The 16,815-nt window shown below is 38.5% G+C and carries 19 protein-coding genes; 12 read left to right on the forward strand and 7 right to left on the reverse strand.

What is annotated here, in order from left to right; genetic code table 11:
* Positions 1 to 135: 135 nt before the first annotated feature.
* Complete coding sequence (locus tag SHI21_RS14935; RefSeq protein WP_323577555.1) at positions 136 to 1,029, forward strand: LysR family transcriptional regulator; 894 nt, start codon at positions 136 to 138, stop codon at positions 1,027 to 1,029.
* Here the strand turns inward: SHI21_RS14935 and SHI21_RS14940 are convergent, their stop codons facing one another.
* Positions 1,030 to 1,701, reverse strand: a complete 672-nt coding sequence (locus SHI21_RS14940) for a Dph6-related ATP pyrophosphatase (RefSeq protein ID WP_323577557.1) — start codon at positions 1,699 to 1,701, stop codon at positions 1,030 to 1,032.
* A gap of 84 nt (positions 1,702 to 1,785) precedes the next feature.
* Here SHI21_RS14940 and SHI21_RS14945 point away from each other — a divergent pair, with 84 nt between their 5' ends.
* The 4 genes from SHI21_RS14945 (at position 1,786) to SHI21_RS14960 (ending at position 6,415) form a co-directional block, all read left to right on the forward strand.
* The gene (locus SHI21_RS14945) at positions 1,786 to 2,643 is read left to right on the forward strand and encodes a hypothetical protein (protein WP_323577558.1); all 858 of its coding nucleotides are present in this window, start codon (positions 1,786 to 1,788) and stop codon (positions 2,641 to 2,643) included.
* 41 nt (positions 2,644 to 2,684) lie between these two features.
* Positions 2,685 to 4,361: an ATP-binding protein gene (locus SHI21_RS14950; RefSeq protein ID WP_323577559.1), complete on the forward strand. Its 1,677-nt coding sequence runs from the start codon at positions 2,685 to 2,687 to the stop codon at positions 4,359 to 4,361.
* A gap of 320 nt (positions 4,362 to 4,681) precedes the next feature.
* The gene (locus tag SHI21_RS14955) at positions 4,682 to 5,737 is read left to right on the forward strand and encodes a response regulator (RefSeq protein ID WP_323577560.1); all 1,056 of its coding nucleotides are present in this window, start codon (positions 4,682 to 4,684) and stop codon (positions 5,735 to 5,737) included.
* A gap of 9 nt (positions 5,738 to 5,746) precedes the next feature.
* A complete protein-coding gene (locus tag SHI21_RS14960) occupies positions 5,747 to 6,415 on the forward strand; it encodes a TatD family hydrolase (RefSeq protein ID WP_323577562.1) in 669 nt (222 codons plus the stop codon).
* Here the strand turns inward: SHI21_RS14960 and SHI21_RS14965 are convergent.
* On the reverse strand, positions 6,338 to 7,051 hold the full coding sequence (locus SHI21_RS14965) for a methyltransferase (RefSeq protein WP_323577563.1): 714 nt from the start codon (positions 7,049 to 7,051) through the stop codon (positions 6,338 to 6,340). The genes SHI21_RS14960 and SHI21_RS14965 overlap by 78 nt on opposite strands.
* Between SHI21_RS14965 and SHI21_RS14970 the strand changes: the two genes are divergently transcribed.
* Genes SHI21_RS14970 through SHI21_RS14990 form a run of 5 tightly spaced genes read left to right on the forward strand, consistent with a single transcriptional unit; the run spans position 7,028 to position 11,087 of the window.
* A complete protein-coding gene (locus tag SHI21_RS14970) occupies positions 7,028 to 7,387 on the forward strand; it encodes a hypothetical protein (RefSeq protein WP_323577565.1) in 360 nt (119 codons plus the stop codon). The genes SHI21_RS14965 and SHI21_RS14970 overlap by 24 nt on opposite strands.
* A 9-nt stretch (positions 7,388 to 7,396) precedes the next feature.
* Positions 7,397 to 7,885: a peptide-methionine (S)-S-oxide reductase MsrA gene (gene msrA, locus SHI21_RS14975; protein WP_323577567.1), complete on the forward strand. Its 489-nt coding sequence runs from the start codon at positions 7,397 to 7,399 to the stop codon at positions 7,883 to 7,885.
* A gap of 3 nt (positions 7,886 to 7,888) precedes the next feature.
* A complete protein-coding gene (locus SHI21_RS14980; protein ID WP_323577568.1) occupies positions 7,889 to 9,280 on the forward strand; it encodes an aldehyde dehydrogenase family protein in 1,392 nt (463 codons plus the stop codon).
* Positions 9,281 to 9,298: 18 nt separating this feature from the next.
* Positions 9,299 to 10,600: a DNA recombination protein RmuC gene (locus SHI21_RS14985; protein ID WP_323577570.1), complete on the forward strand. Its 1,302-nt coding sequence runs from the start codon at positions 9,299 to 9,301 to the stop codon at positions 10,598 to 10,600.
* 4 nt (positions 10,601 to 10,604) lie between these two features.
* Positions 10,605 to 11,087: an Mpo1 family 2-hydroxy fatty acid dioxygenase gene (locus tag SHI21_RS14990; RefSeq protein WP_323577572.1), complete on the forward strand. Its 483-nt coding sequence runs from the start codon at positions 10,605 to 10,607 to the stop codon at positions 11,085 to 11,087.
* On the opposite strand, the gene SHI21_RS14995 is transcribed toward SHI21_RS14990, so the two are convergent.
* From SHI21_RS14995 to SHI21_RS15010, 4 genes are read right to left on the reverse strand one after another with little or no spacing between them, the layout of a single operon-like run.
* The gene (locus tag SHI21_RS14995) at positions 11,062 to 11,982 is read right to left on the reverse strand and encodes a 1,4-dihydroxy-2-naphthoyl-CoA synthase (protein WP_323577573.1); all 921 of its coding nucleotides are present in this window, start codon (positions 11,980 to 11,982) and stop codon (positions 11,062 to 11,064) included. The two genes, SHI21_RS14990 and SHI21_RS14995, sit on opposite strands and share 26 nt — an antisense overlap.
* Positions 11,963 to 12,682 carry a hypothetical protein gene (locus tag SHI21_RS15000; RefSeq protein ID WP_323577575.1) on the reverse strand — a complete coding sequence of 240 codons (720 nt, stop codon included), beginning with the start codon at positions 12,680 to 12,682 and terminating at the stop codon, positions 11,963 to 11,965. Before SHI21_RS15000 ends, SHI21_RS14995 begins: the two co-directional genes overlap by 20 nt.
* Positions 12,679 to 13,254, reverse strand: a complete 576-nt coding sequence (locus SHI21_RS15005) for a flavodoxin family protein (RefSeq protein ID WP_323577576.1) — start codon at positions 13,252 to 13,254, stop codon at positions 12,679 to 12,681. Before SHI21_RS15005 ends, SHI21_RS15000 begins: the two co-directional genes overlap by 4 nt.
* Entirely contained in the window at positions 13,251 to 14,162 is a 912-nt protein-coding gene (locus SHI21_RS15010) for a hypothetical protein (protein WP_323577577.1), read from the reverse strand. Before SHI21_RS15010 ends, SHI21_RS15005 begins: the two co-directional genes overlap by 4 nt.
* 81 nt (positions 14,163 to 14,243) lie before the next feature.
* Here SHI21_RS15010 and SHI21_RS15015 point away from each other — a divergent pair, with 81 nt between their 5' ends.
* Positions 14,244 to 14,870: a hypothetical protein gene (locus SHI21_RS15015; RefSeq protein WP_323577579.1), complete on the forward strand. Its 627-nt coding sequence runs from the start codon at positions 14,244 to 14,246 to the stop codon at positions 14,868 to 14,870.
* A complete protein-coding gene (locus SHI21_RS15020) occupies positions 14,871 to 16,169 on the forward strand; it encodes a flavohemoglobin expression-modulating QEGLA motif protein (RefSeq protein ID WP_323577580.1) in 1,299 nt (432 codons plus the stop codon).
* Here SHI21_RS15020 and SHI21_RS15025 read toward each other — a convergent pair.
* A complete protein-coding gene (locus tag SHI21_RS15025; RefSeq protein ID WP_323577581.1) occupies positions 16,166 to 16,756 on the reverse strand; it encodes a glutathione S-transferase family protein in 591 nt (196 codons plus the stop codon). The two genes, SHI21_RS15020 and SHI21_RS15025, sit on opposite strands and share 4 nt — an antisense overlap.
* Positions 16,757 to 16,815: the final 59 nt, after the last annotated feature.

Below are 16,815 nucleotides of genomic sequence, written 5' to 3' on the forward strand. Positions count from 1 at the left end.
CAATCAAGATTTAGTGGATTAAACAATTTTACTGTCATGATTGTTCTCAACGTTGATTCTAACACTACAATAGTCTAATTCGAGATAGTGGACAATAGACTTGAATGTTGATTTAATGTTAACCAGAGGTTTACAATGATTCTAAGGGATATTAACCAGATCAGGTCTTTCATTGCGATCTACCAGGCGAGAAGTCTGACGGTGGCGGCAAAAAAGATGGGAATGTCGAAAGCGGCGATGGCCAAGAGGCTGGGACTTCTTGAAGCTGAGATGGGGTATAGTTTATTTAGACGAAGCACGAGAAAAATTGTTCCTACACCTGAGGCGGATAGAATCTTTCTGGAAGCTCAAAGACTCATTGATCACGTTCATGAATTTGAAGCGGCGTTTGGAAAAGACGATGCGATGAAAGGACTGATCCGTGTGACGTGCTCAATTACTATGGCACAAGACTTTCTTGCAAAAGTTCTGGCGAGTTTTCAAGCGAAGTATCCTGAGATTACAATTGAATTGCTTGCGACAGACAGTGCACTTGATATGATTGAAAATAATATCGACCTGGCCATTAGAATGAATCCGGCTGAAGTGGCCAATCAATTAGGAAGAAGAATCGGTCAGCACAAAATGGTGCTGGTGGCTTCACCTGAATACTTAAAGAAACATAAAAAAATAAAGTCATTGGAAGATTTAAAAAATCATTCGGTGCAATTTATAAATCATCATAGTGATTTGCAGTTTAAAACTAATAAAATGAAGTTGAAGAACTTTTTCCCAACTAGAAGTTTTCTGACCAATGATCCGGGAGTGCTTACAAAACTTTCTTTAGAAGGAATGTTTATTAGTGTGCGCCCATGGTGGAACGTTAAAGATCATGTTGAGAATAAAAAGCTTGAGGTCGTGCTTAAAAATGAATTGTTCACATCTCTGGGAGATGTGTGGATCTTATCATCGGTCGGGAAAAGACAAACCCACAGAGTCAGAATTTTATTTGATGAAATGGTTGAGCAGCTTGCACCTTACTTTGCTTAGTTAAGGCTCTTTTACCAGGCTGACAATGTAGGGGCCTTCTTCAACTGCAATTGATTTTGAAAATCCTACGCGCATTTTAAATGTTGGGCCGAAAGTCACGAAGGTATGGAACTCTCCATTTTCTCCAGCGTGATCAATTCCTTCAGGAAGGCGGTTTAAGTATTCCTGATTGTATTCGCAAGCAAGAAAACTGTAACCAAGTTTTTCTTCGTTAACTGAAGTCACCAGAGCTTTGTGTCCGGTTTGAAAAAACTTTGCAGCGACTTCTTTTGTATCCATTCCCCAAAGAGGGAAGACAGCTTTCATATCTAAATCAAAAATCATTTTTTCTTTGAAGTCGCGGTCTGCCTGTTGATTGATATCACCAAAGGCCACGGTTTTAATTCCGCGTTTTGCGTACATTGAAAGAATCGCACTGACTTGTTTTACATATTCATCATCAGTCGCATCTTCTGGAAGAAAAATTCTTTGTAGTGGAAGCTTTAAAAGCTTCGCTTGCTCTAAAACAAGAACGTCAGGAATTCCATGAAGTGGAACACGATTTTTATCGCGATTAAGGGTTGTGATTAGTCCTTTCACTTCGTACTGGGGATTCTGACTTAATTCATAAAGGGCCAGGGCGCTGTCTTTTCCGCCACTCCAAAACATCAAAACTTTTTCTTTATTTTCCATAGCAGGCATTATCCCATACTTAGCATAGATTGTTGACTAAAAAAGACGGTTGAGTGCTTCTCAATACTTGTCGATAGGCTAAGGATGAAATGGACTCTTTTAATTTTCGTTCTCCTTTTTTCGGCATGCGCTGAGCTTACGCGCTATCCGGCCAATACGGATGAAATCCGTCATGTGGTTTTTGATATCGACTGGACAATTGTTTCCGAAATCAAGGAAGGCCACAAAGTTCCTTCAAAAAGAGTGATAGAAGTGCAAGGGCATAAGTATTTTATCGCTGAAGGTTTAGAAGAATTCATTCAAAGCATACTGGATAAAAAAGATGTGAAGATTTCTTTTTTTAGTGGTGGAACGCTTGTACGTAATCACGAGCTACTTTCAAAAATAAAATTAAAAGATCAGCGTTCGTTGAAAGACATTGCTTACAAAGTTTTAAATTTTGAAGACCTGGTGACCGTCGATACAACAGAGGGTGTTCCTTTTGCTGAAAGAAATAAAAAAGACCTGACAAAAGTTTCCAAAGATCTGGATCAATTAATTATGTTTGATGATACCTATAATTTTGCTCTCGAAACAAAGGTGCCACAAAACAATAATGTTTTCTTTATTGGAAGTGCCTTGGAGCATTTTGACTCCTTTAAGGATGCGCAAGGATTAACTGGAAAGTACATACCAGTGAGTTATGAGCAGTGGCTTCTTAACAATAAGAAACTCTATATTCTAAATATGGCCTTCAACGAAGCATACATGGAATCCAAGTCGGGTAATATAACTTTCAGTGAGGCGATGAAGAGAAAAGAAGACGCATTAAATTTGAAATCTCACGAATGGAATGAAGTATCCGAGCATTATTACAAAACTTATTTTAAAACTGCGCCATTGAAGAATGCTCAAGATTCATTCAAATGTGCTGAGGGGATGAAACTCCTGATAGGGTGGTAATTTCACCATAGACAAAACTCCATGTTGTTTTAGTATTAGCTATGAATATTTTTCAGTCAGTAGTTAAAAAATCCAAAAATTATAAAATTATTATCGCAACACTTCTGTTGTTTCTCATTTTTTTGAGCGGTTTTATTTATGAAAGCTATATCTCCTACAAGGGAGAGCTTCATAGGGCCGAAGTAGAAACCATTAACCTGACACGTGTTTTGCAGGAGCATATTAACGGCTCGTTTAAATCCATCGACCTGGTATTAACTGAGTTGCAAAAAGTGGTCTCTAATCGCCATGATCCAAAATGGTTAAAAAAAGATAGTCTAAATAGTCTTTTCCTGGAAAGAAGATTGAGCCTTCCGCAACTGCGCAGCTTCAAGGCCGTCGATAAAAATGGTGAGTATATTGTTGATGATAGTGGACTGGTGAACACTGTTAACCTGGCCGACCGCGATTATTTTCAGATGTTGAAAAAAACGAATACTGATGAGCTTGTTATTTCAAAACCAGTAATCAGCAAAAGAAATCATATTTGGGTTATCGTACTGGCAAGAAGGCTGGTTGATAGCAAAGGAAATTTTGATGGGATCGTCTTTGGAACAATACCATTAGAGTATTTTAAAGAGCAGTTTGAAAAACTTGATTTAGGTGAAGGCGGGGTTCTAAATCTTCTGGATAGCCATATGACAATTCATATGAGGATTCCCTGGTCAGAGTCTTATATGGGAAGGGCAATAAAGGCCCGAGACTATATGCAGAAGTTTTTTAATAGCGATGAACTTTTTCTTGTCTCAAGAAGTGTCTCAGAAGTTGATGGCATTGAAAGACTTTATACCACGAGAAAACTGGAGAACTATCCTTTTGTTGTCGTAGTAGGATTATCTACTAAGCAAATTTTGGAGTCCTGGAAAAAACGCACGACACTTTATACTGTCTCGATTTTCTTTCTTTTTACATTTTTCCTTATTTTTCTTTTTATTTTTCTGCGCTCTCAGGATCAGCTGGAAGAACAGCGCAATCAGGCGATACAGGCCTCAAAACTTTCTTCTTTAGGAGAGATGGCCGGAGGAATCGCTCATGAGATTAATAACCCGTTAACAATTATCTCGGCACTGGCGACGAGGACAAAAAAGAATTTACTGGATAAGAATATTCCTATCGAAAAGTCATTTGAAAATTTAGACAAAGTGATTGTTACTGTCGATCGCATTGCTAAAATTATTAAAGGACTACGTGCTTTTTCGAGAGATTCAAATGGCGAAGCCTTCAGGTACAAAAAAGTTAATGAGGTTGTTGAAATGACTCTGGAGCTTTGCCAGGAGAGATTCCGTGATAACGGGATTGAGATCAAGCAGTATTTAAATCCAGATGTTGAAGTTCATTGCCGTGAAATTCAAATCGTTCAGGTTTTGGTGAATCTGCTTAATAACTCTCTCGATGCTATTTCAGAATTGCCGGTTAAGTGGATTGAAATATCTGCCTGTGATTTAGGTGGAATGGTTATGATCCGCGTGAAAGATAGTGGGAAAGGAATCCATCAGGACGTGGTTGATCAGATCATGCTTCCATTTTTTACAACCAAAGAAGTTGGAAAGGGAACAGGGCTTGGATTAAGTATTTCAAAAGGGATTGTTGAAGCTCACGAAGGTAAGTTTTATTATGAACTGCATGAAGGCCATACTAGTTTTGTTCTCGAACTAAAAAAGTATCTAACAAAGTCCTAATATAATTTTTATTGTCATCATTACAAATGCCCCGTGGGGGCATTAAAGACAGTGTGGGCCTTAAAATCCATCTGGTGCTACAAACGCATCAATTAAAATTTGAAACACCGTAAAAGGGCGCAATGGCCCTCAGATAGAATTCATTTGTCAGGTACTATTGGCCGACGGTTTTACTGTTTTCATTTACGAAATGGTTTCATAATCAAAAATAATTTAAACTCATCTTGAGGTAGAATAAAGATTACTTTTCATTGGGGGATTAGCGATGAAGGCAGTGTTTCCCTGCTTGTAAAAAAAAACCTTTAACATACAATGAACAGATGGAGAAAGTACTACTTATTGTAGACGACAACAGAGAAATCATTGATGTCGTTCAGGAAATTTTAAAAGATCAATTCGATAGAATTGAAGCTGCTGCGACTGTTGAAGAAGCTCAACAGAAGCTTAATGAAACTCTATTCTCTTTTATGATTCTAGATATCAAGCTCGAGGCCCGCAATGGAGCAGAAGTTGTAAAGTATCTTGTCGAAAACCCGGAAAATGAAAATAATAAATGTCCGGTACTTATCCTGAGCGGAATTATCAATGCTCAGTTCGCAGAAAAATTTGGTTCGCGTTTTGCCGGCGTTGTGATGAAGCCTTTTAACCACGATAAGCTTCTCACAATGGTGAAGGCAATTATGCTTAATGGAAAAGTTGATCCGGATAGTTCAGAAGATTTTCCAGAAGCACCATGTGAGCTTCCATTTTCTATTCCTCAGCTGGAGCAAAAAGTTGCCAAAGTTCTGGATGTCGTTAAAAAGAATGCCAAGCTAAAACAACTTTTTGCAGATATGGCCATTGACCGTAGTGCTGACAATTATGTGATGTCACATATTGGAATGCTGATTAATATTTCGACTGGTATTTGTATGAAGCTGGAGTGGAGTACAGAAAAAACGCTTGAGAAATTTGTATTTGCTTCTTACTTGCATGATATGGCAATTTCTCATCGTCCGGATCTGGCCCGCGTTCATGGAAGTATGTTTGAAATTGAATTAATGCAGGAGCAGTTGTCCCCAAACGATTTAAGAATAGTTATGGAGCATCCAACTCTGGCCGCAAATAAAATAGCGACAATCCCGGAAATTCCTCCGGACGTGGAAATGATGATTCGTCAGCACCATGAACTTCCAAAAGAAAACGGATGGCCGGGGAAACTCTCACACGCTAAAATTACACCGCTTGCAACAGTCTTTATTGTTGCTCACGACCTGACAGACTACATTATTGATAATCCTAAGTGGGACCTGAAAGATTATATGGCCAAGGCCAAGTTAAAATTTAAAGGGCCACATTTTTCAAAAGTCCTTTCCGCATTAAACGAGATGATTTAAGCTTTTTAAATGCAAATAGATGCTCACGCTCATCAAATTTCGACCAGTACACAAATTGTTGTAGGAGTTCATACTCTAGGGATTCATCCTTGGGAGTTAACACTGCCGTTTGACCGCACAGAGTTTGATCAGAAATGGGCAGAACTTATCAAGCGCACTGATGGTGTTTATGCCATTGGAGAGTGTGGTCTTGATCGCGTTCATGAAAATATTGCAACGATAGAAGATCAAAAATATGTTTTGATGAAACATTTTGAAGAAGCGGCAAAAAGAAAAATCCCTCTTATTTTACATTCAGTGCGAACCTACTCTGATGTCCTTGAGATTCTAAAAAAGATAAAATTCCAACAACCCGTTTTACTACATGCTTATGGTGGCAATGATCATGAGATGCATGAGCTTTTAAAATACCCGGTGTATTTTTCTTATGGTGCCAGATTGTTTAATACGGATAAAAGGCTTCTGATTACACCTATAGATAAGCTCTTACTAGAAACCGGCGATCAATTGGATTACACCATTGCCGATATCTATAAAAAGGCCAGTGAGAGTCTGGGAATGGATCTTGATAAGCTGGAAAATATTCTGGAAAAAAACTTTCTAACTTTCTTTGATAAGCTCGATGATATTAGTGCCGCGGACTTCATCCATGATCTGAACACGCGCAAAACCAACTGAAAGCTTTTTTATTTCTTCCAATAAATCTCTGCCATGATGAGTGCCGGGTCTAGCTAAAATAAAAGCTCGTCCTTTTGGTTTTAAAACAAATAATGTTGCCTGGATAAGATTATGAAAGTCGCTGTCGATAAAAAAGCGGCAACGGTTTTTGAAATCATTATTGGGAGACAATAATCCTTCGCCTTGAAAGAAATAGGGAGGATTGGAGACAATGACATCGTATTTTTCACGGTGATCGTTATTAAGTAAATCAGCATAATTCATATGCAGAAAATTAAACTCTGAATCGGTCTTTTTGGCCTGTTCAACGTTCTTTTCAAAGTATGGGAGATAAACTTCCTGAACTTCCAAAAAGTCGATTTTTCTTAAAGATGGAAGATGAAAATGCAATTCCAGGCCCACGACTCCGCAACCCGAACAGAGATCCAGAACGCGAAGATCTTCCGGATGGAGCTCCGATTTCAGGGCTTCGGCCACTTTTTGCGCAAGAAACACCGAGTCTAGAGAGAATCGGTAGTCTTTAGGCTGATAATAGTCGTAACTGTAGTGAGTATTTTTGATCATTTGTTTTTTATTATCTAAAATAATCAAAGAATCAACAGGAGTTTGCAGTTGGGAATCTCTCAAATCGTTCATATACCGATTATTGCTTTAATTAATCTAGGGATTATTTATTTCTGGAACCTAAAAGTGAGAAATCGTGCCTTCAGAAGTAAGACTGTCTGGCTTTTTTCCTTTTTTGGCTCATTGTTTAATGTTTGGGGACTAGATGTTGTCCAAAGAGATTTTGTCGTAGAAAGTGTCCCTAATATGGTGATTGTAAGTGCTGGCTGTTGGCTGGTATTTGTACTCGCAACCAATGCAAAATACCTGGCAATTTATGGTTGGTCTAAGCGTGATTTTTGGCTAGACTATGCCGGGGATTTGGTAAGTTTTATCATCTCCGGGATTCTTATCTACCTTGCTACATAAGGAGAATTTATGACTATTGAAAAAGCGCTTTTAGGAGCGGGATGTTTTTGGGGTGTCGACAAAATTTTAAGATCGATTCCTGGAATTGTTTCAACTGAAGTGGGTTATGCCGGTGGCACAACGAAGAACCCGACGTACGAAGAAGTTTGTACGGGAAGAACAGATCACGCTGAAGTGGTACTGGTTGGATTTGATCCGGCAGTGATTTCATACGAAGGTGTGTTGGATGTTTTTTTCAGACTTCATGATCCGACAACTCTTAATCGTCAGCATAACGATATTGGAACTCAATACCGTTCGGTGATTTTTACTTATAACGACGAACAAAGAGCTGTGGCCCTTGAGAAAATTAAACAAGTGGATGCTTCTAAAGTTTTTAGAAGTCCGGTTGTGACTCAAGTGATGACAGCGCCTGATTATTATAGTGCAGAAGCTTACCACCAGGATTATTTAATAAAAAATCCGAGTGGATATATGTGCCACATTCTTAGAGATTAATTGATGGATAATGTACAGGCCTTATTTGATGTTCAGAGTGCTCATCGCTGGACGATGGCACAATCTACTACGAGTGAACGTAAGGCGATGCTGCTTGCTTTAAAAAAAGAGATCATCTCTCGTCGCGAGGAAATCAAGGCAGCGATGTATGCGGACTTTAAAAAGCCGTATGCGGAAAGTGAGTTGACTGAAATTCATACGTCGATTGATGAGATTAACTTTGCCGTTAAGAAATTATCAAAATGGATGAAACCTAAAAAAGTTAAAACACCGATTGCTCTTTTTGGATCAAAATCTTTCATCCAGTACGAAGCAAAAGGTGTGGTACTAATTTTAGCTCCGTGGAATTATCCTTTTTCACTTTTGATTAATCCTTTAGTGGCAGCGATTGCAGCAGGTAACTGTGTGATTGCCAGACCATCAGAGAAGACTCCTCATACAGCTAAAATTTTAGAGAGTGTAATTGGAAATGTTTTTTCAGATAAGATCGCAAAAGTTGTTATTGGTGAAATCGATCTTGCTGAAAAATTATTAGAGTTACCTTTTGATCATATCTTTTTTACGGGAAGCACTCAGGTTGGGAAAGTGGTTATGGCCGCGGCCGCGAAACACTTAACTCCTGTGACTCTAGAGTTGGGAGGAAAGTCTCCGGTGATTATTGACCGTGATGTGAATCTTGAAGACTGTGCTGAGAAATTATTCTGGGGAAAATTTATGAATGGCGGGCAGACTTGTGTGGCCCCTGATTATCTTTTTATCCCAGAAGAGCTGAAAGCTGATTTTATTGAATTGTTTAAAAAACAAATCGAAAAGAGATTTGGTGAGACCAGCAGTGAGAGACTTAAGACGGAAGACTTCGCTCGCATGGTCGATGTGAAAGCTTACGATCGTCTGGCAAATAAGATTAAAGATGAGAAGAAGTTGTTAGAAGATGGGCCTCAGAGTGATGAGAGGTTTATTCCTCCAACTCTTTTAACGGATGTGACTCTAAATAGTCCGGTGATGGAAGATGAAATCTTCGGGCCAATCCTGCCACTTTTAACTTATAAAAAATTAGAAACAGTCATTGATTATATTAGAGCTCACCCGAAGCCATTAGCGCTTTATGTTTTTTCTAAAAATAAAAAGATGATTAAGAATGTTTTGAAGTCTACCACTTCAGGTGGTGCGGCCATTAATCATGTGGTGCTACATCTGGCGAATCCCAATCTGCCTTTCGGTGGAGTTGGGCATTCGGGAATGGGGAGTTATCACGGAGAGTTTGGATTTAAAACATTTTCTCATGAAAGAGCCGTTTTAAATCAGGGGCGCTTCACGCTTACGAGTCTTTACTTTCCACCATACACAACGGCGCTTAGTAAGTTTGCATTTAGAGTTTTACGCTGGCTTGAATAGTCAGATTTTGGAGATATTATGTTAATTGTTCTATGTGTTCTGGTCGTATTAAACCTTGTTGGGATTGGATTTTTATTTTTAAGATCTAACCAGACTCAAGATTTTAGTTTTTTAAGTCAGGAGATTAAACCACTCTCAGACAAGATGGTGCAGCTTGAAGTGATTATGCAACAGCGTTTTGAGAACCAAAAAGAAGTCACAAGGCTTCAGGTTTCAGAAATCATCGAAGACAAATTTAAGAAAATTGCAGCTGAACAAAATAAAACATCCCAGGATTTAATTGAGAAGTTTGGTAATTTTCAACACATTCTTACTCAACAGCTTGTGGCGGTTAATGAAAAATTAACTCAAGAAATGGTAGGGATGAATACTAAGATGACTGTAGAGTTAGTTGGTATGAAAGAGAAGATGGCCCAGGAGCTGGTTGTGATGAATGAAAAAATCACAAAGAGCATGCAGGAAAAACTGAATGAAATCTCTGACCGCGTTCGCGAGAACCTGGATCAAGGATTCAAGAAAACAAACGAAACATTTACCAGCGTTATTGAGAGACTTGCTAAAATTGATGAAGCTCAAAAGAAGATTGAGTCGCTTTCAACAAACGTTGTATCTCTTCAGGATATTTTAACGGATAAAAAAAGCCGTGGTATCTTCGGCGAAGTTCAGTTGAATCAGATTTTAAATTCTGTATTTGGTGATAAGAACGATAAAGTTTATAAAATTCAGCATAAGTTATCGAACGGAACGATTTGTGACTCAATTTTATTTTTACCAGAGCCAACAGGAAGCATCGTTGTCGATTCTAAATTCCCTCTGGAAAACTTCAGAAGAATGTTCGACTTAGCTTTTACAGATCTGGAGCGCAGAGAATTTGCGAAAGACTTCAAGATCAACTTAAAAAAACACATTGATGATATTTCTAATAAGTACATCATCGCGGGAGAGACAACTGATCAGGCGATCTTATTCCTTCCTGCTGAAGCGATCTTTGCTGAGATCTATGCTTACCATTCGGACATTATCGAGTATGCACAAAATAAGAAAGTATGGCTGACAAGTCCTACGACATTTATGGCAATGATTACAACAATCCAGGTTGTGATCCAAAATATTGAACGCAGCAAGTACACGAATGTGATTCATCAGGAATTAAATAAACTGGCCGATGAGTTTGGACGTTATAAAAAACGTTGGGACAACCTGGCATCTCATATTGAAACGGTTAGTAAGGATGTTAAAGATATCCATACGACAACCGAAAAAATAACGAATCGCTTCAGTCAGATTTCTGAAGTTAAGATTGATAACTTACTAGAGTAGAAGAATGTTAACACTCAAAGCTTACCTTGAAGAGTACTCAGAATCTCATATGAACCCGACGAATGTCTGGATCCACAAGATCTGTGTGCCGGCGATCATGTTTAGTACACTGGGAATCATTAAGGCCTTTCCTGTGCCTGCTAGCTGGCCTTTGTGGCTTGACTGGAGCGTGATCGTTGTAGCTCTTGTTATGATCTTTTATGCGAGCTTTAAAAACATCAGAGTGTTTTTATCTCAGCTCGTTTTAGTCATTCCGATGATGTTGATTCTTGAACTATTAAGGCCAAGATTTTTTCTATTATGTATAGGGATTTTTATCGTGGCATGGATTGGGCAATTTATCGGACACAAGATTGAAGGGAAGAAACCGAGTTTTTTTAGAGATTTGTTTTATCTTTTAATCGGCCCTGTCTGGACCATGAATTCACTCACGGCCCAGATGGGGATTGATTTAAAAATTACTAGTAATGCCACGGATATTTGCTGAAATCGCGAGGGCGTTTTTCAACAAATGAATTACGTCCTTCCACTGCTTCTTCTGTTCCGTAAGCTAGTCTTGTCGCTTCACCAGCAAATAACTGCTGACCAACTAAACCATCATCAACCATGTTGAAACCAAATTTAAGCATTCTGATTGCTGTAGGTGACTTTGTATTCATCTCACGTGCCCAGTTAAGTGCTTCCGTCTCTAAATGCTCATGAGGAATGACAGCGTTAACCATTCCCATGTCCATTGCTTCTTGAGCAGAGTAGTTAGCTCCTAAGAAGAAAATTTCACGAGCGCGCTTTTGTCCTACCATGCGAGCAAGGTAAGCAGATCCGTAACCAGAGTCGAAACTTGCCACGTCTGCGTCTGTTTGTTTGAAGACAGCGTGCTCTTTTGAAGCAAGAGTTAAATCACAAACAACATGCAGAGAGTGTCCACCACCAACTGCCCAGCCAGGAACAACGGCCACAACAACTTTTGGCATGAAGCGGATTAAGCGTTGAACTTCTAGAATGTGTAAGCGTCCTAAACGGCCTAGGTCAACTTTTGCGTTTCCTGTTCCATTGTTATCGTCACCTTCATATTTGTATCCATCTTTTCCACGAATACGTTGGTCTCCACCAGAGCAGAATGCCCAACCGGCATCTTTTGGTGAAGGACCGTTACCAGTAAGTAAAACGACACCTACGTCAGCGCTGATGCGGGCATGTTCAAGGGCCATATATAATTCATCAACTGTCTGAGGGCGAAAAGCGTTTCTCACTTCAGGGCGATTGAAAGCAACTCTTACTGTGCCTTGGTCTTTTGCTCTATGGTAAGTGATATCCTGGAAATTAAATCCGGGAACTTCATCCCAAAGGTTTGGATCGAAAATATCAGAGACTTTTTTTGTCATTATCTACTCCTGGATAGCTCATTTTTATTTTTAATATTTGTGAATCGCGTTTATCTGAATCAATGTTTGTGAGTCCTTCAAAGGTCAATAGCGAGTGGTCTTTCATTCTGTAATCCACTGCGATTTCTTTAACTAGGATTCTTAAAACCCAGCTAGAAATTTTAAGAATAAAGCGTCTTTGTCCTTCTGCTTTAGCAGGTTCTTGCTCAAAGTAAAAAGAATAATAATCTAGTTTTGGTAAAACGATAAACTTGATGTCAGTTCTATCTTCATTGAAATTTTTTAAAATATAGTTGTGAAATCCCTGACCTGAAACCATGTTTTCTGTTCTTTTAATTTCATTGCTTTTAAATTTTCCAGTATTCATATCAGTGATCTTCATTGAGACCAGTTTTGAATCTTTGTTATAAGAGAGTTCTTGTTTTTCGTTGAAGCGGTGATCGATAAAAATAGTGTCGGGTATAAAAGGGTCTTTGCTAAAATCTGATGAAACATCAGCAATCAATTTACCGGCTGCATTGTGATAAGTGGTTTTAATGGCCGAGATTTCGCCAGAGGGAAGGCGTTTGTAATTGTGAGTTTCTACATAGACAAGTTTGTTGTCTTTATCAAAAGCTTCACCTTTCATGATGACATTTTCTTGTGAAAAAGCGATTGAACTCATAATGAGTAAGCAGAAAATTAAAACTAAATGCTTCATTCTTTTACCCATAATCTTTTAGGATCTTTATGATCTACTGGCCACGGTTTATATGTTAATTCACGATTGACTGCAGTCATTAAATTATGAGCGATAATATCAACGTCTTCGAGACTCCAGAAATCTTCTGCAAACGAAGACTGCGTTTCAAGAGCAAGCTGGCCTGCTAATGAATAAACGATACCACTCATTGGAGGAATCATCATTCCAAGCGTGTTTAAAACACCCTGCAGACGAGAAAGAACTCCTTTTCCACCCACTGAATGCATCGTGATCATGACCGCAGCAGGTTTTCCCATGAAAATGTCAGAAGCTTCAAACTCAGTGGCCGCTTCAAGAAAGTATTGCATCGGGCTTCCCCAGCTGTCCCAATAGGTTCCGCTGGTAAAAACAAAACCATCAGCATTTTGTAATTTTGTTTTCAATTCTTTGATGTCGATCTTTTTTTCTAATAAATCTTTTAAGTGAACAACTTCACTTGAGGTGATTTTCTTTTGTAAACGCTCTAGTAAAAATTCAGTATTACCTGAGTTTCCACCTAAACTTCCATTTAAAATCAAAATCTTTTTCATACAAACACCACCTGTGAGCTTTCAAAGAAATTTTTTAAATGCAATTCATCTTCATCTCTAAACTCTGGAGTGTTGAGTTTATGAGCAGCTGATTGAACATGCACGGGCATGTCCCACCATTGAAGAATTTTAGGAAAAAGAGGATCAGCACTTTCTGCGTCTGTGCGAATGAAAGCAGACTTAAAACATTTAAACAAATGGATAACGTAAGCATTCATATCAGAGACGACATATTCAAATTCAGATTTAAACTGAGTGTCTTCTTTTAATGATTTTTTTAATTGTGGTTGATCATAAATTTGATTTACCAGTGAATAGAAACCAAGCTGTCCCTTTAAACTTTCATCCTGATTAAAAAAATGATCAGCGTGATGAAGATCGTGAAGAACGAAACTCAGGGGATCGCGAGAAGATAAAACTAAGCGATCGATCTCATCATGATTCGTTGTCAGAGTGATACAGCGAGTGTTTTTCACCTGCATTCTTAGAAGCTCACGAGGACTAGGGATGTGAGTCAGTAGTTCAATATTCCAGTCGCCATTGGCCCAATTTAATATTGTTCTATTAACAGCAAGAGGAATGCCTTTTAAATTATAGTGATTAAAAAGATCTTTCGCACAAAGGCCTTGAAGTTTTTCTTTTTCCCAATCGTTTAAATTAAATTCTTCCGGAATGATATCCAGTAAAAGTTTTTCTGACGGGCGAGAAATGAAATTTGTTTTCTTCTGTAACCAGTTTTTTGGGTGACGAATTCGTAGAAAAAGCAGGATATACAGGGTGCATAATTCAAAGGGTGCTACCGGGAGTTTGGTGATCAAATCGATGTTTTTGATTAAAGTCTGCCTGTTAGGACCAAGGAGTCCTTCGGCAATGAGTACTTTTTTATATGAGCCAGAGCGGTTTTTCATGACTTAAGTCTATGATTTTAATAAGTTTAATGGTTTCGAGAATGTCTCAAGTTTAGCCTGAAATTTTCCGATTAGTCCACTATGAAAAGGACTCATTTTCACTATTACATTTCATTCATTTTACTCTTCATGACTTATGTCGTTATGCCGGTGAATGCTGATGAAAATAAGGAAGCACAAGAAGTTCTTCACGGCATGAAAGCATTGGGAAAAATCAATGAACATGTTCAAAAAGTAGGAACTGTTAAAGAAGACTGCTTAAGTTGTCTTGATAAAAATCCTATCGTAGCAGTGGCATTGGATAAATCGACAGTTGATTTAGGAAAACCATTATTTACTGCAGATGATGTTCCTCACGTGATTTATTTAAAACGCACTTCAGGCACTCCAGCTAAAATCAATTTGAAATTAAAAAACAGTTACCGCTATTGCGAAAAAACGTTGATCAGTGGAATGGCCACAGGATGCCTACTGTATTTGTACAAAGATATCGATGAAGAACTCTCGCTTAATTTAAAAAATCTTCCAAAACTTAAAGAAGGCACTGAAGAAATCATTGAACTTAAATTAACAAAACCAAATGTAGATAATCCTAAGTATACACTTGAGGTACAAAATCTTTCTAACAGCGCTGCTCGTGGTAGTGTCGATAGTAAGTTTTTCAGCGACGGATTTAATGTAGATTTTAAAATGGCCGCAGGGGAATAAGTGAAAGATCAAAAATACAAAAACACTATTCTTGACCTCTCGCTTATTTTAAATGAGCTGCAAAAACCAATTCAAATTCTTGATTCAGTAAAATGGCAAGAAGGCGTTGATGACTTCATTATCAAAAATAATTTTAAAGAGCTTCCGACTATCAGTTATGACAATCGTCCGCTTAAGTATGATCCGTCAAAAAAACTTCAGGAGTTTAAAGAGCTGCGTCTTAAAATCAGCAGAGAGTTAGGGCCTAGTGATCCATTGGGATTAATCATCGCCAGAAACTGCATGCAGTACGAAGATGTTATTAGAATGTTGATGGTAAGAGGGAAACCTCAGTTCTACGACTATTCAAAAAAGTTGTATGGAAGTGCCAATGAAACGATGGGTGATGGGAAAACCAAACTCAGCGATCTGGCTAAAATCATGTCAAAGCTGCTTGATTCTTTAAATGAAAATATGTTGGGAGAAAACTTCGAGCGCAGTATGACTTCTGAGCAAGTGGTTGATGAATTAAAAGGCCGCCTGGGGACATATTTTAAAGACGAAAAAATTAAAATAAAACTCTCCGACGGAATTATCTCAGATGCCTCAGCGGGATCTGACTATATTAAAATTAAAAGTGATTTAAAGTTCTCTCGCAAAGACTTGGATATTTTTGAAGTGCATGAAGGATGGGTTCACTTAGGAACAACTCTTAATGGACAAACTCAGCCATACGCCAAGTGGCTGGCGAAAGGGCCGCCGTGCTCGACTGTGACTCAAGAGGGTCTTGCCGTTATTATGGAGCTTTTTAATTTTGCGCTTTTTCCAAGAAGAGCAAAGAGATTAAATGATCGCCTGGTTGCCTGTCAGATGGCCGAAAATGGAGCTGATTTATTACAGGTCATAGAGTTCTTCAGAAATAAAGGACAGGCCGATTCTCAGGCGATTAAAAACGCCAGCAGGATTTTTAGAGGAGCACCATTAACTGGTGGGACACCTTTTACAAAAGACATTGCTTACCTGAAAGGGTTTGTGATGATTTATAATTTTATGCGCACATCAATTCAGGAAGGAAAAGTGGATCTGATTCCATTTTTATTTGCGGGTAAAGTGACGCTGGAAGAACTTCCAACATTAAAAGAGTACCACGACCTGGGAGTCATCACGCTTCCCAAATATCTACCACCACAGATTAAAGACATGAATGGTCTGGCGATCTGGATGGCCTTCTCGAGTTTCTTAGATCACATGAGACTAGATGATATTCTCAAGGAAAATAGAAACCAAGAAGGGACTAATCCATTCAGGAAAGCTTCTTAAGCTTTCGGAATATCAGTTTCAGCTACACCCGGACAATTTTTAAAACGTTCTACGAATGCTGTCATTTCTGGCATATGGGAATAGTCGTACACTTCACGGAAGTTCATCCAGTAAAGCAGCGAGTACATTGTCATGGTTAAGTAGTTCCAGTTATTTTCTGGTTTTTGAGCTGCTACCCATGGTGTGATCATCTTCATCAGAGAGGGGATGCGCTCTTTTTGTCTGACCAAAAAATAATTAGAGCTATCGTCGATATCCACTCCACCTTTTTTTAGAGAAAAAAGATTTACACCTGTTGCAATAATCGTATCCATCGCTGAAAGAATGTTTTCTTCATCAATCGTTAACGGCTTCAAATTCTTTTTCTTGGCGATGTAATTAAAGATGACACGTGAATCATAAATAGGCTGATCACCATCTAAAAGCATCGGGATTTGATTGAATGGATTGATGGATTTTAAATACTTATTTCCCTCTTCTTCGAAGTAATTGACTGCTTGAAAAGTAACGCTTGGATCACCATGAAGCAGCAGGCGAATTTTTCTAACATAAGGAGATGTATATGAGCCAATTAATGTAAGTGCCATGGGTATTTCCTTGGAAAATGTGATATCCTAAAGCTACTTTTACAAAAACGATAAATCAA

The organism is Bacteriovorax sp. PP10 (assembly GCF_035013165.1).
Lineage (GTDB): Bacteria > Bdellovibrionota > Bacteriovoracia > Bacteriovoracales > Bacteriovoracaceae > Bacteriovorax > Bacteriovorax antarcticus.

Bases quoted from the DNA above. Each gene is read 5' to 3' on its own strand.
- SHI21_RS14935 (WP_323577555.1), top strand. From the start codon at position 136: ATGATTCTAAGGGATATTAACCAGATCAGGTCTTTCATTGCGATCTAC.
- SHI21_RS14940 (WP_323577557.1), bottom strand. From the start codon at position 1,701: ATGGAAAATAAAGAAAAAGTTTTGATGTTTTGGAGTGGCGGAAAAGAC.
- SHI21_RS14945 (WP_323577558.1), top strand. From the start codon at position 1,786: ATGAAATGGACTCTTTTAATTTTCGTTCTCCTTTTTTCGGCATGCGCT.
- SHI21_RS14950 (WP_323577559.1), top strand. From the start codon at position 2,685: ATGAATATTTTTCAGTCAGTAGTTAAAAAATCCAAAAATTATAAAATT.
- SHI21_RS14955 (WP_323577560.1), top strand. From the start codon at position 4,682: ATGGAGAAAGTACTACTTATTGTAGACGACAACAGAGAAATCATTGAT.
- SHI21_RS14960 (WP_323577562.1), top strand. From the start codon at position 5,747: ATGCAAATAGATGCTCACGCTCATCAAATTTCGACCAGTACACAAATT.
- SHI21_RS14965 (WP_323577563.1), bottom strand. From the start codon at position 7,051: ATGAACGATTTGAGAGATTCCCAACTGCAAACTCCTGTTGATTCTTTG.
- msrA (WP_323577567.1), top strand. From the start codon at position 7,397: ATGACTATTGAAAAAGCGCTTTTAGGAGCGGGATGTTTTTGGGGTGTC.
- SHI21_RS14980 (WP_323577568.1), top strand. From the start codon at position 7,889: ATGGATAATGTACAGGCCTTATTTGATGTTCAGAGTGCTCATCGCTGG.
- SHI21_RS14985 (WP_323577570.1), top strand. From the start codon at position 9,299: ATGTTAATTGTTCTATGTGTTCTGGTCGTATTAAACCTTGTTGGGATT.
- SHI21_RS14990 (WP_323577572.1), top strand. From the start codon at position 10,605: ATGTTAACACTCAAAGCTTACCTTGAAGAGTACTCAGAATCTCATATG.
- SHI21_RS14995 (WP_323577573.1), bottom strand. From the start codon at position 11,982: ATGACAAAAAAAGTCTCTGATATTTTCGATCCAAACCTTTGGGATGAA.
- SHI21_RS15000 (WP_323577575.1), bottom strand. From the start codon at position 12,682: ATGAAGCATTTAGTTTTAATTTTCTGCTTACTCATTATGAGTTCAATC.
- SHI21_RS15005 (WP_323577576.1), bottom strand. From the start codon at position 13,254: ATGAAAAAGATTTTGATTTTAAATGGAAGTTTAGGTGGAAACTCAGGT.
- SHI21_RS15010 (WP_323577577.1), bottom strand. From the start codon at position 14,162: ATGAAAAACCGCTCTGGCTCATATAAAAAAGTACTCATTGCCGAAGGA.
- SHI21_RS15015 (WP_323577579.1), top strand. From the start codon at position 14,244: ATGAAAAGGACTCATTTTCACTATTACATTTCATTCATTTTACTCTTC.
- SHI21_RS15025 (WP_323577581.1), bottom strand. From the start codon at position 16,756: ATGGCACTTACATTAATTGGCTCATATACATCTCCTTATGTTAGAAAA.